This is a genomic window from Sporosarcina sp. E16_3, assembly GCF_017347125.1.
GTDB lineage: Bacteria > Bacillota > Bacilli > Bacillales_A > Planococcaceae > Sporosarcina.
In genome coordinates, this window is the sequence record NZ_JADPRX010000019.1 from 25,798 (window position 1) to 40,217 (window position 14,420).

General features: G+C 36.3%; 18 protein-coding genes. 14 read left to right on the top strand and 4 right to left on the bottom strand.

Features of this window, described 5'->3' with window-relative positions; genetic code table 11:
* Nucleotides 1-46: 46 nt before the first annotated feature.
* Nucleotides 47-583, bottom strand: coding sequence for a hypothetical protein (locus I2483_RS12095; protein WP_207150879.1), 537 nt, complete (start codon nt 581-583; stop codon nt 47-49).
* A 156-nt stretch (nt 584-739) separates the two neighbouring features.
* Between I2483_RS12095 and I2483_RS12100 the strand changes: the two genes are divergently transcribed.
* From I2483_RS12100 to I2483_RS12110, 3 genes are all read left to right on the top strand, one after another.
* Nucleotides 740-1,279 carry a peptidoglycan recognition protein family protein gene (locus I2483_RS12100; protein ID WP_207150878.1) on the top strand — a complete coding sequence of 180 codons (540 nt, stop codon included), beginning with the start codon at nt 740-742 and terminating at the stop codon, nt 1,277-1,279.
* Nucleotides 1,280-1,606: 327 nt separating this feature from the next.
* Nucleotides 1,607-1,927, top strand: a complete 321-nt coding sequence (locus I2483_RS12105; protein WP_207150877.1) for a hypothetical protein — start codon at nt 1,607-1,609, stop codon at nt 1,925-1,927.
* A 153-nt stretch (nt 1,928-2,080) separates the two neighbouring features.
* Nucleotides 2,081-2,689: a hypothetical protein gene (locus tag I2483_RS12110; protein WP_207150876.1), complete on the top strand. Its 609-nt coding sequence runs from the start codon at nt 2,081-2,083 to the stop codon at nt 2,687-2,689.
* A 568-nt stretch (nt 2,690-3,257) separates the two neighbouring features.
* Here the strand turns inward: I2483_RS12110 and I2483_RS12115 are convergent.
* Nucleotides 3,258-4,406, bottom strand: coding sequence for a tyrosine-type recombinase/integrase (locus I2483_RS12115; protein ID WP_207150875.1), 1,149 nt, complete (start codon nt 4,404-4,406; stop codon nt 3,258-3,260).
* 617 nt (nt 4,407-5,023) lie between these two features.
* Here I2483_RS12115 and I2483_RS12120 point away from each other — a divergent pair.
* Nucleotides 5,024-5,197 (top strand): hypothetical protein, encoded by a 174-nt coding sequence (locus tag I2483_RS12120; protein WP_207277447.1) that lies wholly within the window; start codon nt 5,024-5,026, stop codon nt 5,195-5,197.
* Between the two features lie 431 nt (nt 5,198-5,628).
* The gene (locus I2483_RS12125) at nt 5,629-5,853 is read left to right on the top strand and encodes a hypothetical protein (protein ID WP_207150874.1); all 225 of its coding nucleotides are present in this window, start codon (nt 5,629-5,631) and stop codon (nt 5,851-5,853) included.
* Between the two features lie 292 nt (nt 5,854-6,145).
* Here I2483_RS12125 and I2483_RS19425 read toward each other — a convergent pair whose 3' ends face one another.
* Nucleotides 6,146-6,274 carry a hypothetical protein gene (locus I2483_RS19425; RefSeq protein ID WP_255550421.1) on the bottom strand — a complete coding sequence of 43 codons (129 nt, stop codon included), beginning with the start codon at nt 6,272-6,274 and terminating at the stop codon, nt 6,146-6,148.
* Between the two features lie 175 nt (nt 6,275-6,449).
* Here I2483_RS19425 and I2483_RS19760 point away from each other — a divergent pair, with 175 nt between their 5' ends.
* Nucleotides 6,450-6,557, top strand: coding sequence for a hypothetical protein (locus I2483_RS19760; protein WP_481886342.1), 108 nt, complete (start codon nt 6,450-6,452; stop codon nt 6,555-6,557).
* A 422-nt stretch (nt 6,558-6,979) separates the two neighbouring features.
* On the opposite strand, the gene I2483_RS12130 is transcribed toward I2483_RS19760, so the two are convergent.
* A complete protein-coding gene (locus I2483_RS12130; RefSeq protein ID WP_207277448.1) occupies nt 6,980-7,138 on the bottom strand; it encodes a hypothetical protein in 159 nt (52 codons plus the stop codon).
* A gap of 217 nt (nt 7,139-7,355) precedes the next feature.
* On the opposite strand from I2483_RS12130, the gene I2483_RS12135 reads away from it, so the two are divergent.
* The 8 genes from I2483_RS12135 (at nt 7,356) to I2483_RS12170 (ending at nt 14,260) form a co-directional block, all read left to right on the top strand.
* Nucleotides 7,356-7,529: a DUF6877 family protein gene (locus I2483_RS12135; protein WP_207150872.1), complete on the top strand. Its 174-nt coding sequence runs from the start codon at nt 7,356-7,358 to the stop codon at nt 7,527-7,529.
* 37 nt (nt 7,530-7,566) lie between these two features.
* A complete protein-coding gene (locus I2483_RS12140; RefSeq protein ID WP_207150871.1) occupies nt 7,567-7,902 on the top strand; it encodes a hypothetical protein in 336 nt (111 codons plus the stop codon).
* 498 nt (nt 7,903-8,400) lie between these two features.
* On the top strand, nt 8,401-8,589 hold the full coding sequence (locus I2483_RS12145; RefSeq protein WP_207150870.1) for a hypothetical protein: 189 nt from the start codon (nt 8,401-8,403) through the stop codon (nt 8,587-8,589).
* 402 nt (nt 8,590-8,991) lie between these two features.
* Nucleotides 8,992-9,348: a hypothetical protein gene (locus I2483_RS12150; RefSeq protein ID WP_207150869.1), complete on the top strand. Its 357-nt coding sequence runs from the start codon at nt 8,992-8,994 to the stop codon at nt 9,346-9,348.
* A 752-nt stretch (nt 9,349-10,100) separates the two neighbouring features.
* The gene (locus tag I2483_RS12155; protein ID WP_207277449.1) at nt 10,101-10,238 is read left to right on the top strand and encodes a hypothetical protein; all 138 of its coding nucleotides are present in this window, start codon (nt 10,101-10,103) and stop codon (nt 10,236-10,238) included.
* A 171-nt stretch (nt 10,239-10,409) separates the two neighbouring features.
* A complete protein-coding gene (locus tag I2483_RS12160) occupies nt 10,410-11,606 on the top strand; it encodes a hypothetical protein (protein WP_207150868.1) in 1,197 nt (398 codons plus the stop codon).
* Between the two features lie 843 nt (nt 11,607-12,449).
* A complete protein-coding gene (locus tag I2483_RS12165; RefSeq protein WP_207150867.1) occupies nt 12,450-13,130 on the top strand; it encodes a M23 family metallopeptidase in 681 nt (226 codons plus the stop codon).
* A 545-nt stretch (nt 13,131-13,675) separates the two neighbouring features.
* Entirely contained in the window at nt 13,676-14,260 is a 585-nt protein-coding gene (locus I2483_RS12170) for a hypothetical protein (protein WP_207150866.1), read from the top strand.
* Nucleotides 14,261-14,420: the final 160 nt, after the last annotated feature.

Consider the following 14,420-nt stretch of genomic DNA (forward strand, 5'->3'; position numbering starts at 1 on the left):
CCAAATAAAAAAAAGGGTACCAGTTTACTATTACTGGTGCCCTCTATTATTTAACAGGCAATAAGCCTCCACCATTTGTTATATAGATATCTCCATCTATAATAACCGTTTTCACAATTTTTCTTGACATGAAAATGATGCCACGTTCATTAACTATTGTTGACTCCTTTTTAAAAAGGAAAGGGGTAACGGATTTAAATATAGTGTATTTGGTATCAAAAACATCAAATTTCGTTTCTGGAGTTTTTGAATTCCTTTTCTCAGAGACCAAATACGATTGTGGAAGTATATCATTCTGTCCAACATATGCAAAATAATAAGGCTGTACTTTAAAAGCCCATAAACACCACAGGGATGTAAGGATTACTGAAAATAAAGCAAGTTTTTTCACTGTTCCCGAATGAGTTTTGAGTTTGCTTAAAATCATGTAAACAGAAGTAGGAACGGAAAAGACGGCGATCAATGCAATCCATTTATCAAACACCAATTGATTGATCACAACAGTCCATCCAAAAAACTTCATTATAAGAAACAATAGAACGATGGAGGATAAAGATAATGAAGCAATATATATCTTTTTCATTTTTTCACTCCCAGGAAGTATTAGTTATGAACAATAATACCATACTCATTGTTTTCTATTACAAATACTACTGAATAACACGAATATTCCTGACGAATCAATTCAATTATATCGTCAAATAGAAATATCGAGGAAGAGATAAGGGGAGAAAGAGATATGTCTTACACTATCATCAATAATTACATCCCGGAGTCCTTATATAAGCTAAAAGCGCCATACAGCATGACGCCGGAATATATCACTCTTCACAATACTTATAACGATGCGACTGCAATTAACGAAATAGCATTCATGCATCGTAACCCGGAACCATTAAGTTACCATGTTGCGATTGATAACAAGCACGCTGTACAAGCTATCCCGTTTAAGCGAAATGGTTTTCATGCAGGCGACGGTGTAACAGGTCCGGGGAACCGTAAATCTATCGGCATAGAGATCTGTTACAGCAAATCAGGCGGTCTGAAATATATAAAAGCAGAAGAAAATGCAATAGAATACGTTGCTCATGTACTTAAACAATATGGTTGGGGTATCGACCGTGTGAAATGGCATAACGATTGGATTAACAGTAAAGGGAAGAGAAAGAATTGTCCTCATCGCATCCTAGACGAGGGGCGTGCGAAATTAGTTAAAGACCGAATTGCATCAAAACTAAAAGAGTTGAATCTGCAATCTACAGTAAATACGAATGTTTAACCTCTCATCCGGTACTCATAAAAATGAAAAGTGTTTTTGCCATTATTGATTCGGCTAATAACTTAGGATGAGGAGAGTCGTATTACTTTAAAATAAACTGAAGTGTTAGGTTCGCCCTGTCCTATACGAAAAGAGGGAATTAGTTATGTCGTACATGCGGTTTCATTCGGTCACTTGTAATAACCAAAACAGCGTCTCGAAAATGTAAAGGCGGCACCCTTCGGGGTGTTGTTTTTCTGTCTTGCGTCACAAATAATGAATCTCACCCCACATATATAAGTGTAGGCCGGTACAAGCCGGCAAAACAACAACAGGAGGTTTTATATTATGAAATGTAAAGAATTCATACCAGGGGTATGCGATATCGGGACAAGAGGAACAATTTGTGCAAGTTCACAAACTGGTTACATTGCGGCTAGTGTTACTTCGACTTTAAACTGTAGTTTCCAATACACGATTTATTTGGAACAATATAATCCAGTCGCACAACTTTGGATGAATGTTGCATCACGAACAGGAGTGGCTTCAAAAAGCGGAACAAGCCACGAGTTCACCACGAACTACGCAGACAAGAGGGAATTTCGCGTTAGGTGTGTCGTGCTTGCGACAAATGTTACAGGTACTACGGATTCATTTAGTCACTTGTAATAACCAAAGCGGCGTCTCGATGATCTAAAGGCGGCACCCCTCGGGGTGTTGTTTTTTTTTCTGCCTCACTAATTAGGAGCGTCATCTTTTTCGTTTGACCTAACAAAATGCGAATGGTAAGATTAGGTAAATCCAAGGAGGGAGTGGACAATCTTGAAACTGCTCAAAATTGGAATGGTTAGCATTTTGGTCGTCGGATTACTGGCGGCATGTGGAAAAGATGAAATAAATAACAAAGGAATCTCAAAAGTCATGGTCGATGAAGATAATGGAAAGGAAGAAGTAGCTGCACACGAACTTCCTGAATTTCTACCGCAAACGAAAGAATGGGTTGCGGAAACGTTGGCAGAATTTAACCGGCCACCCGAAGAACGATTCCACGAAGCTGGGAACGATGTCGGACTAGTATATTATATAAAAGCGCAAGAAGCTATTGAAAGTATGTATCAAAAAATTCATCCTGAAGAAGTTGGATATGATGAAGACTTCTCAAACGTGCGTCTTTTAGCTGCGGCAATAAGTCATAATCAATTTGTGCGAACAGCACATATCAATAATAATACAGACAAGACCAATCTTGACTATGTTAAGGACTGGAAGCCTGTTCCTGAAGATATGGAATTATCGTTCGAATATATGAAGCGACTATTGAACGATCTTGATGTTGCTATCAACAAGAATGGCGAAGGGGAAACTTTTGGTGTGTCTAATTTGATGGATGGCGACAAGGTTAGAGAATTGGAAAACATCTTTTCACATTAATTACTCAACTTTCGAAGCTATCAGTGTCGTTAACTCACAAAGTAAATTCACGGCGATTTAAGAGGAGTACCCTCGCGGAACAAGACTAAAACCACGGTTTTAGTCCTGTTCCGCGAGTTTTTTTGTCAATTAGATATAACTCCCATATAAGTCTAGCATCCATGAATGAATCGCATGGCATTCTTTCTCAAAGTTCTTCTCCAAATAGTTCATTGTCGTTTCAATTTTCTCATGTCCTAATGATCTCATGACGCCGTAAATATCTACCCCAAAGAGTGGATACTATCAACTGCCGCCATGGAATATTGGTTTGAGAATATGAAAAAAAGAAGCTAAACCAATCCGGATGCTCCCAGTGTGGTTTAGCTTCAGTAGAGATGACAATTTGCTTATTATATACAAAAATAATGGATATAAGACTTTTATCACTAAACATGATGTGGTATAATTGACGCATTAATTATATAGACAGCGACTTAAGAGGAGTACCCTCGCGCAATAACTCTGAAACTACCGTTTCGGGGTTATTGCGCGAGGGTATTTTGCATGAATTGATATTATTGTCCTCTTAAATATAGTCCCCGAACACTTCAGGTTTCCATGAGTGGATGGCATGTCGTTCTTTTTCGAAAACTTTCTCCAAGTAAATCATCGTTGTTTCGATTTTTTCATGCCCTAGTGAACGCATAATATCGTAGATATCCACCCCATTCAACTTGGATATAATAGCAAAAGCGTGACGGAACACGTGAGGTGTTATTTTAAGCGTTTTATCCGATAGCATCACTTGCTCAGTTGTGGCAATCTGTTTTTTTACATATTGAGATAAGTAGGATGGAGAATAGGCCTGACCGGTATTCGTTGTAAAGAGTGGATCCTCCTGTAGCGCTTGTTCAATTGGAAGAAGCCCTCGGGCATGGCGAAACATACGTATGCTGCGGACAACTTTCTCCTTTAGTGGAACGTGTCGCAACTTATTTCCTTTTCCTAATATTTCCAGGTAGTAGCCACCCAGGATAGCATCAACTTTCAAATCCTTCACCTGCAGCACACAAAACTCTTCATTCCGGATCCCAGTTGTGGTTAATACATGAACAATCGTAAACATAACAGGGTGTTGAAGGTCCCGAAAGGTGTTGAGTAGCGTGATTACATCTAAAGGACCCAAGTCGCGATTAGGGCGGTCATCTTTACGTACTGATGCAATGCGCAGCCCCTTTTGAATAGGTTCCTGGATATAACCCTTTTCGTGTAAAAAGGTGAAAAATGCTTTGATAATGGTCGTTTTTCGTTCAAGTGTGGCAGCAGAGTACGCTCCTTTACGTAAAACATACGGACTATCGGTTGCTAACCACTCCTGGTAGCGCCTTAAATGACGTGATTGGAGGGATTTAAACAGAGAACCTTCTATTATATAGGCAACATCTATATCAATTGCCACGCTATATGTTAAAAGCTGTTCAATGAAGAGTAATAGCTCACGCTCATACTCCCGAACAGTTCGACGCGAACGTTCGTTCTCTTCGTTAAGATGGCGGCGCTCATATAGAAACCATTTTATCATTTCTGGATCTGTAAAATCATGAAAAGGTGTCTCCCCATTTTTTTCAGCTGCATCCAAACGAATTTGGAGGGAGGGAAGAGTTAGTTGGTCTTGTAATACCATTTTCAATTGTTCCATATGCAACCTACCGGTTTCCATCATCTCTAAAGACATGTTTACAACACTCCTTTTATCAGTTGTATAAATTAACAGATAAACCATTGTAATTTAATATTCTTCAACTCAACACATGCTTCGCCTTTTGTAAGTCACATTGATTCTACCACATATTCAATACAACATAAAAAAATCATCCATTTGTTTATATAAAAAGAATAACTCTTATTTACGTTTGCTATTCTTATGCATTGCATTTTCGCTATTACGTTTTATGCGGATTACACTAACGTGTAGGAAATGTTGTTTTTTTGTAGTTACACTAGTTTTGATATAGGGGGATAAAAAAGTGAACGATAAACATCAACTTTCACTATTTGAGCAAGGAGAAGAAAAAGTAGGAGAGTAAACAAAAGAGATAGCGCAAGTTGAAGAAAAAGTAATAGACACACCATTAGAAATAGGGGATCGTGTTCAAATCACCATACCTGAAACGAGCGGCATGATCCGGAATTGTATTTCTTTTTGCAGGATTTTTAAAAAAATGGGGTACAGTTCTGAAGGTATTAGAACATCTTAAATTACAATACGAGGTCGAGGTCAGAAACAAGATAGCAGTTGTCTATCATGTTGAATTACAAATCGGCTGGCCATAAAACGAGGAGGAATAAAAAATGCCTATTATAATAGAAGAAACTCAATTAATTTGCACTAAAAACGGAACCAATTCAGATGAAAGTGAAGTACATAATGCAGCTTGCGATTCAAACCATTACGACTCAATTGTCGACACTATTATTCCTACCCTAACATACGGTGACTATGTGCATTTTAGTGGGAGAATCTGATGACCAAGCAGAAATTGAATCGGTTAAATTGATAGGTCACATTCAGAATCATTCCCGAAGTGTTTGATTAACCATAACAACGTGCTTATTGTTGTGTCTAGTTGGAATATATATTTCGGATTAAGTAGCGTAAAAACATCTTTAGACCTAAAATGCAAAGTTGTTGAATGGTTATCACGTCCATCATGTAAAGGTGTAAGTAATTACTGGCAAAAACGTGTTAGAGCTATAGTTAACGATTCTCTAGGGACGGACTTTAATCGTGATGAAATAGAACGTATTTACATGTATGTAGGCAATGCTATAAAACCAGAACTAACAACTAAGTTTATTGAATCAGGTTTCGATTTAGATGTTTTACCGGAAACGCCCGTTTATATATGACACACTTAGTGCTTGATCGGAATCGTAAATGAAGATGAGGAAGCCGGGTGAGAAAAATGGCTGAACAAAAAGTTGTCAAGGAAAGTGCGGAGTTAAAAGCTTTGGTCGCCGCTAGAACGACGACCAACATCCAACTTGATGGAATACGGATAGATCCAAAAGAAATTGAAGAGATTCTAAAAAGTGCACCCGCAGTAAATGTAAAAGACGCAGTTCCAGAATCCGTTAAACTGTATAGCGTTTCCAAGGAATTTGACTCGGATGAAGTTTAGCTAAGAACTTAGCAATGTCCGTTCTTCCATGGTAAGTTGGTACACCTCTTGAATTTTGTGCCATCAAAATAATTGGCATACCAGGAAAATGGCGTGAAAAGCCATTACGCGTATTCTCACACGTAGCAGACGATTGTAATACATGCGGTTTAACTATAACTACTGCAAAGGTTTGTCCCTGCTCTTTAATAACCGCTCCTTCAAATTGCATATAATCCCGTCCTTTCCTAATGAGTAGTAATACATTTAAGACTTCTATGGTGACCTGTCGCCCTGAAGAATGCCTTGATTTTCATTTCTTTTTCGTTTGAGAAAGTGCTGAAGCTGCTACCGATTTTGAAGCATCGCTGTAACGTCCGTCTCTTAGAATCTTACTAGCGATACTTGCAACACTCTTAGAAGTTTGTTTTTTGTTAGTCATATTTTCACCCCTTTCAGAATTGTGGGAACGAATATTCCTTTCATACAATATAACACCATATGTAGTGGTGTGCAAGGGGCGGGTGCACTCTATGTTGTGTATTAGGCGGAAATGTGAATCTAAAGGAATTTCGCGATACAGGGTCTTAAAAATGACTGGGATTGCTTAGTCAACTTTGCGAAATATCGAAAATAGCTCGAATACGAATCCTACATTTCAAGTAGTGTGCAAGATTGCAGACGCACTTGAAATGTCGTTGGATGAGTGGAGAGTTAAAGATTAAATAAAGTCGTGAAGGACACATAGAATAGCAAAAAGGAGGAACGGAAATGGAGAATTATTTAACGCTCGTTAGCGGAGAGGTCATTTATCCGGACATGAACATAAGTTTTGATAAAGAGAAGTATTCAAAGGCTAAAGTTTATTTATAGATGCACATGCTGAATAATAATCAAAAGCCGCGAAAGAGGAATAAAGCAACTAAAAAAGGGATGAGAGTACACATTGACTATATTCGCAACCAGGATGAATACAAACAAAGGGATTGTAGAGTTGAAAGTCTATAACAGCGAGGTAAACGAAACCTTCAATCTTGGTATCGAACTAAGAGGCGGTGAGTGATACACAGTACGACCATAATACGCAATGACAACAAAAAGAAATCGGGGCTGTCTTAAAGCCCCGAAGCATGGAATGTGGCGATCATTATAAATTCTTCGAACCTACGATGTATTCATTATTATTAAACTTTTCGATGATGTTTTGAACATAAGGAGATCTGAAATCGAGACCACTTCTAACTGGATTCAACTGGCTTTTTTTATGAAGCAAATTAATGATTTTTTTCGCTCGAAGTTCTTCCATTTTCAATCACCACCGTTCTATATATATAACGATAGCTTAAGGATATATCGTTGTCTAGTAGCTGTTTGCCGCAGGGGTTACTGAAGTATTCAAGTTGAATACTTTAATAATTAAAAACTTGTAAATCTAATAAAAATAAAGGATTAATTGTAGCGATGGTCCAAAATAAAGCTGTGATAATGTCTAGGAAATTAGCAGAAGTGAAAACGAGCAACAAATGAATCCAATAAATGAAATAACGAAAGTAGCGGACCGTATCCCGCTGGAAGCGTTGCGAGATAAAAATGCATGTATTACGGATTGGTTGGCCGGTGGTGGGAATCATGATGATCCGTATGTTTGGCAGCATTTTCGGTATGCACAGAGATTTGTGAAGGAGGGAAACGAGTGAAATACGACAAGCAAGAATGTCCTAAGTGTGGCAGGAGTTGCAAGACTTTGTACAGGCCAGTCTCGAACCATACTGGCCTGAATTTTTGTTACTCGTGCAATCGAAGCAGGGTGAAGGAAGAAAAAACGAAGGAGTGATCGCCTTGGTGCAGCAACTTGCTATTTTTGATGCGGTGCCAAAGAAAGGAGTATTTGCTGTTGGGGATACCGTGTTTGTCGTTGTGAATGTAGAGGGGAAAGATGTTGAGGATTATTACTATCTCAAATCGTATGAGGGGTCGAATGGGCGGGTTGTAAAGGTTTTGCCAGGCCTGCAATACGAGGTATTGTTTGCTAAAAGCAATAGGATTGGGATATTTCGGTATGATGAATAGAAAAATGGGAAAAGGGATGGACAAGACTTTGGATTCGAAGATTCATATGACGGATGATAAAACAGCGGATGAATTAGAAGAGTTCAGAGTCTAAAGAGAACGGATAAGGGCAGATTCAGCAGAGCCTAAAGCAATACATCTCCCGCAAAGGCACGCCAGGTCGTCAGTGTTTTTGTTTTAAAGAAATGCAACCGAGATAATAATTGTAGATTTAAGGAATATTTTTGCGGGAAGCTGTGTATAACAAATAAAGGGGAGGGGAAAAAGGTGTATGAGAGAAACTCTCTGACGCATTTAGGAACGACTTAAGTGTATGTAAGGTCACTAATGACTAGATAGACGTCCAAAATAGACTCATTTTTTTAAATTAAAAATGTGGTTCGACAGTTTACACTCGACAATTCGATAACAACAAAATTTATTTTTAAAATGGAAAACAGAGAAACTAATTATCTCTCTTTGTGAGGTATAATTAGTGTAGATTCGGGGGGGGCAATGTTGAATGATATCATCAATACAAATAAGTACTTTTATCCAGCGATTTTAATGGGTATTTTGAGCGTCATAATCACAATACAATGTAGTTATTATGGATTTTGGGAAGAAGTAAGAGTTTACAGTCTTGGTGGGATGTTGTCGTTTGGTCTTGCGATAATGATAGGAAAAAAAGAAGAAAAATTAGTATAATAGAAGATGAAAAGTTGAATAGATTGTGATAAAGGTGGATATAATATGTTCAAACACAAAAAAAGCAATCAAAATAGTAACTTGACTGTTTTATATTGTCGATATTGGTAGATATAATGACGATTATATCGATTTTTCTACTTTTTTAGTAGGACGATAGTTACCGCTTGCTATCTGCCTAGCAGATGGTGTAAAATTGTTTAAGTGTATCTAAAAAATATGAAAATATGTTTTAGATTTGCGCAGATTAGGACAAGTCTTCTAATTAGGTGGAGAAATCCCGTGAATATAGATAAGAAAGAGCGAAACTCAGAAAGGTGGATGCAATAATTGGGAAAAAAGTAAATAAAGGACAAATCCCTTCATCTCATAGTAGGGTAGTGGTCAAAGAGGTGAGAAACAATGAGGGCAGTAGTTAATCGTGGATTTAAATGGGCAATAGCAGTACCAACCGCATTTTTCCTATCAGCACTTTACAACTTTACGCTTTTTTTATCAAAAGATGAAAATCAAGCAGTGTTGGCAGCAGCAGGAAAGCATTTAATGTCAGACGGGTCTTTGATGCAGATGGCTATTTATGGTTCGATAGCACTTTTTATTTTATTGGCATCAATCGCAATTAAAAATGTCCAGCACTCGAATGCTGAACGAAAGTTAAAATTGGACGAACAAAAGACTCAGGATTTAGAAAATGTAGCGGAAAAAGCAGCAGAAAAAGCCGTGCAAAAAATTAAAGATAGGGATACAGATATAAAGTGAGAATTGGTTGAAAGCTGTTTGCGCAGCGATACCAATCAAACTCCTCGTGGCGACGGGGAGTTTTTTTATTGACTAAAAGCTTATTCTTATATGAGTTATAATATGTCTGTGAATTTTAAAGAAACTAAGTAAACTTATTTAGAAGTTTTCAAGAATTCTAAACTTGTGACACCCTTATCTAAACTTTGATATTATCATATTAACACTATAAGTTTCCGAACTCAAGTTATATATTTAAAAAAGTCGACATTAACATAAATTTTACGGGTTAAATACGATAGATTATTTCTTAACTCCTAAAATTAATCAATTATGTCCGGAAATTAACTCCAACTCACCGAAACAGTAAGATGTCTAAAACTTTTAACTCTCTTTAGATTTATCCATATTTTTAAAAATTCTCTTTATGTTAAAAATGAGTGCCTTAACAGCATGTCCAATAGCTCTCATCCTATTCAGTTGTGCGCAAAAATATTATCCCTAGTCCACATCATAGTTGTCCGACAAGACCATGATAGGATGCCTTGTGAGCGTTGGATAGTTAAATTAGTAAGGCTATATGATGATAACACCAGGAACAGTTCCTGGTGTTTTTTAGATATCATCTCCGTATTTCTCCTCGTTCTTATCCCATTATTTATCCCAATTAAATATAGAGTATTGTTGTTCGCTGTCAAATCGCATTTGAAAAAATAAAAACGTTCTATGACCCTAAAAATAAAAAGGTATCGGCTCAAACGTTGGTTACAAATATGGCTGCTGGAACCGCAGAGTTTGATTTTCTTCTGGATAGTGAATTTATAAAAATTACTGATATCGGTAATAAATATCAAATCCGACACTTTGAGGTTAATAAAATTCAAATTGGTTCTATGAAACAATTAGATTAATTGTTCTATTGCATGATAGCATTAATTGATCTATGTTTGGATAAAGTGAATAGTGAAAACTAAAAGGTGGTTTTATACCTACTGTTTTGGACTAAAGAGTGCTTTACTTCAATTCGGAGTAGGGCATTTTTCTAATTCAATGGGGATTGATAACAAAGGAGTGTGGTTATATTGGAAATCGATTTCTTAGATTCAACTGTCCTAGAGCGTTTAAAACTGGCTATCCATGAACATAGTGACTTCTTAATACATAAATACAGTAATTTTTATGGGAAGAAGAAAATAAGTGTGCTTTTCTCCGCGAGGGATTGGCTGCATATAGTTGTTTACGGCTTGCCCTCCGTCGATCTTCACAAAAAGGATGATGACGCTAAATCTCTAAACGTACTTCAATTCGTATGTACTATTGATTTACTTACAGAAGCAGTCCAACAATTATACAGGGCACTTTACAACAAAAAGAATTACCCATTATGTAACGACAAGACTGTATTTAAAAAAAGCATTTCTGATGACCAATATTTCACCCATATAAGGGCTGCTTTTGGTGTTCATCCAGTAAATTTAGATAGTTATGACGGAGTGATTTCTGACAAAAAATACTTTGCTTCTTGGTCTAGCAGTCATGGTAGAGGCGATTTTAGTGTTTATCTATATAGTAACGATCCAGAGGAAAGTGACAAAGAATTAACTATATACTTTAACGAGATAATAGAGTATGCGAAGATACGATACGAATATATTGACGAAATTACTAGAGAAATCAAAAGGCAGCAATTAGAATTCAATGTTATTTGGTCTAAAAAATTAATTCCGGCGAATGAAGATCCTCTTGAACAACTTAATATATTAAAAGTTGAAAATGAAAAACGTTACGGTGATTATGGATATAGATACGACATCGAGGAGTTATTAGACCTTTACACAGCACCAATGGACTTCACTTCAGATATTAATTTGTACAGTAGATTTCTCGAAAAAATAGAACCATCCATTCTCGAAATTTATATGAACCTACAAAATATGAGAATCATTGATTTAAGTATCTATCCATCGCCTCATTACTACGGTTTAAAAAAGTTTGACTCTTATCGATACGATATTCAAAAAATTCACGATTTTTTTGGTAATCCACAGAGTTCATCAAGCATGGTTCCTTACCATCTAAACAATCTTATTGAGGCTGGCCTTTTACCGTCATTTGCTACATCTTCACTGGATAAACGGGATTTAAAACTCATTATGTACAGCTATTTAGAGAAGGAAGGAGCAAGCATTATTTCGCCACACTATCAATTAGAAGAGGAATTTAATAACAGCGAGACAGAAACTGTCTATATTGTTGATGACATTAGTGAATTAGACTAAAATGTAATCGAACAAAGAGCACACATCCATTTTATTTAAGGTGAAGTAAGACTCTGCTTTCCTACCCGATACTACAGTGTGAAGATTAGTATTATCGCCCTTGGAATTAACGATAGAAATAAAAAAAGGTGTGAAAAATGAAAGTCTTTACTTATGTAATTTTGGGGATTTTAGTGACTACACTACTTATGCTCATTACTTTTTCAGATTTAAAATTAACTTAATTGAAAAATGTGCATTGAAAGAGTGGCTAAAATGTTACTCTTCTTTATTTGGCCCAAAGGAAGATTATCGGAAAGTACCAGCGGGAAATAACCGACCATCAAAGAGATGCTAAAATCACAATAGAAACCCTCCTTATAACTTTCCGGGGAAGGTTTTCCGTTCTCGTTGAGCTGAATCTGCATGATTATTCATTTAGACATGCCTGCCGTTCGCCAGAAAGCCCGTTATTTCAACGATGTATATTTCCATGCATAAAGAACGCCAAGGGCAATAGGTGATGAACTGAGAGTCTATAAGGAGTCACTGAACAAACACATTCGGCGATTGAAACGATATTTTGGAAATAATTTATATAATTTCTATAGAATAGGTAATTGCGGTAATGTTGAATTAACTCCCCTTTTTTGTTTATTTACGATTGTAAGAGTTGCTGTGATTTTCGGAATTAAATCAATCCGTTTTTTTGTAAGAACACTAGTTTCAAACGGAATTTCGGGTTATTGAAATCGGAATAATTAATTTTTATATTGTAAAAATTTCACACTAGTGTTATATTTTGAATAAGGGGGGATTACTTATATTTCCATTAATACTAAATATAAAACTAAGGGGGAAATTATGAAGAAGTTATTTAGCGGTATACTAGGATTAACTCTATTCTTCTCATTTGCTGCATTTGCATTGGCTGCAACACTCTATTGGCCAACTGATTCAACCAGAGTTACATCAGAATTTGGAATGCGGACTCTCAACGGCGTAACTAAACTTCACGAGGGCCTGGATATTGGAGGGAAAACTGCGGGGGTTGCCGGAGATACTGTTAGAGCAATTCACAACGGAGTAGTAAGCAATGCAGGATGGCACACAACCTATGGAAATGTAGTTTATATTAACCACGTTGGAAATAACCAAATGAAATATGTAAATGTTCAAAGTAGATATGCCCATTTAACATCTATAAGTGTTACTAATGGACAAGCTGTTACTGGTAATACAAAAGTTGGAACAATGGGTACTACTGGGTCATCTACAGCTGTTCATTTACATTTAGAAACAAGAAATTGTTCAACTTCAGCCTGCACAAGTTCTACTGCTTACAACCCAAGAACTTGGTATGATCTTGATGTTGTTCCTCCTTCTTTAGTTAGTGAAGGAGAAATTATGGAACATAATCTAGACGAAATTGATGATTTAAAACCAGAAAAGCCTTTCTTTTATTCTTTGGAGGAGTTGGCACTTATGAGTCCACAAGAGAGAATTGAAATTGGGTATCCAGAACCCTATGCAGAGTTTAAGTAAAAAAGGTTGAAAACGCCAAAATAGGGGCCACCTCTCCAAATCGGATAGTGGGGAGGAACTCCTTATTTCGACCAATATTTTATGAATCGTGAGATAGAACATTACTACGGAAAATTATGGAGCAATCATACTCACCTTCGAAGTGGGAAGGATTTTCTATGAAATCAATAAAATGTTTCCGTTCGGTTGGCCTTTGAAATTTGTTTTGTTAGAACCCGTAACTCAGGATTATCAAAGAAACCAATAATCCTACAGCCTAAGTCGTCACAGCTTCGTAAACCACTTGACATCTGTCTCTCCCCGAATTCCTTTGGACATTACAAAAAAAAGCAGTAATAATTATATTTAGAAAAAAGGGAACTGAAGCGTCATCGGAAACCTCTTCTCTTTTTCATTTTTTAGACGTAATCATGAGTTAAGTTTATTGCATAAACTTTTAGTGGTATATATACAATGGTAGTGGCTGAAGCTCCTGAATTTATTCTTGATTTAAAAAGGAATACTATCGTGAACATAAAGAGCGAATTAAATGGAGGAAGAAGGATATGAGTATATTTGCATCACGATTTGGACTAGTTTTAATTTTGTTTATGTTGATTGTATCTGGTTGTCAATCTGTCGATAGTAATTTTAAAGATATAAAGGAAATCGAAGAAGAATTACCGGAAAACGAGATTTTCACTGAAGAAAATGGATTTTATTATATTTATGGAGTTACATTAAATGACTCGAAATCAAGAGTTATAGAAAAAATGGGTAAAGAATTTAAAGAGATTTTTGACTCTGAAGTAAATGTTACTGGGGCTGATTCTATTCTGGAATATAGTAATTCGAGCTTTCATTTTTACCGAGAAAAATTAATATTTGTAATGGTTGAAGAATTAGATGTTGAGTATTACGATAATTTATTTATTCATAACAACGATAAATATGTTAATCAGAGTTATAAAATAGATAAGTACAATAGCAATAGCATTCGATATTTTTACTCGAAAGATACTTCCCAAATTTTAATGGCTAAGTATGACCCTGACAGAAATCTAACTATTATGCTAACGACTGCAGATGATAATTTCTATGAGTCTTTAAAGGCAGGGGCTATAGAAGAGATATTGGATAATGCTAAGTGATTAATAACTATATTATAAAGCTCAAATTTTGAAGAATAATATCAGGAATTATTATTAAATGCTGCAAACAAAAAAAACAGGCCGCCTCTATTTGAACTGTACCCCAATTGTTAGACACCCTCTAACAATTGTAGGTGTAGTTTTTTTATGATGAAATTTA

Coding starts and splice junctions, on each gene's coding strand:
- I2483_RS12095 (WP_207150879.1), bottom strand. CDS start 583: ATGAAAAAGATATATATTGCTTCATTATCTTTATCCTCCATCGTTCTA.
- I2483_RS12100 (WP_207150878.1), top strand. CDS start 740: ATGTCTTACACTATCATCAATAATTACATCCCGGAGTCCTTATATAAG.
- I2483_RS12105 (WP_207150877.1), top strand. CDS start 1,607: ATGAAATGTAAAGAATTCATACCAGGGGTATGCGATATCGGGACAAGA.
- I2483_RS12115 (WP_207150875.1), bottom strand. CDS start 4,406: ATGTCTTTAGAGATGATGGAAACCGGTAGGTTGCATATGGAACAATTG.
- I2483_RS12120 (WP_207277447.1), top strand. CDS start 5,024: ATGCCTATTATAATAGAAGAAACTCAATTAATTTGCACTAAAAACGGA.
- I2483_RS19425 (WP_255550421.1), bottom strand. CDS start 6,274: ATGACTAACAAAAAACAAACTTCTAAGAGTGTTGCAAGTATCGCTAGT.
- I2483_RS12130 (WP_207277448.1), bottom strand. CDS start 7,138: ATGGAAGAACTTCGAGCGAAAAAAATCATTAATTTGCTTCATAAAAAA.
- I2483_RS12135 (WP_207150872.1), top strand. CDS start 7,356: ATGAATCCAATAAATGAAATAACGAAAGTAGCGGACCGTATCCCGCTG.
- I2483_RS12150 (WP_207150869.1), top strand. CDS start 8,992: ATGAGGGCAGTAGTTAATCGTGGATTTAAATGGGCAATAGCAGTACCA.
- I2483_RS12155 (WP_207277449.1), top strand. CDS start 10,101: ATGGCTGCTGGAACCGCAGAGTTTGATTTTCTTCTGGATAGTGAATTT.
- I2483_RS12165 (WP_207150867.1), top strand. CDS start 12,450: ATGAAGAAGTTATTTAGCGGTATACTAGGATTAACTCTATTCTTCTCA.
- I2483_RS12170 (WP_207150866.1), top strand. CDS start 13,676: ATGAGTATATTTGCATCACGATTTGGACTAGTTTTAATTTTGTTTATG.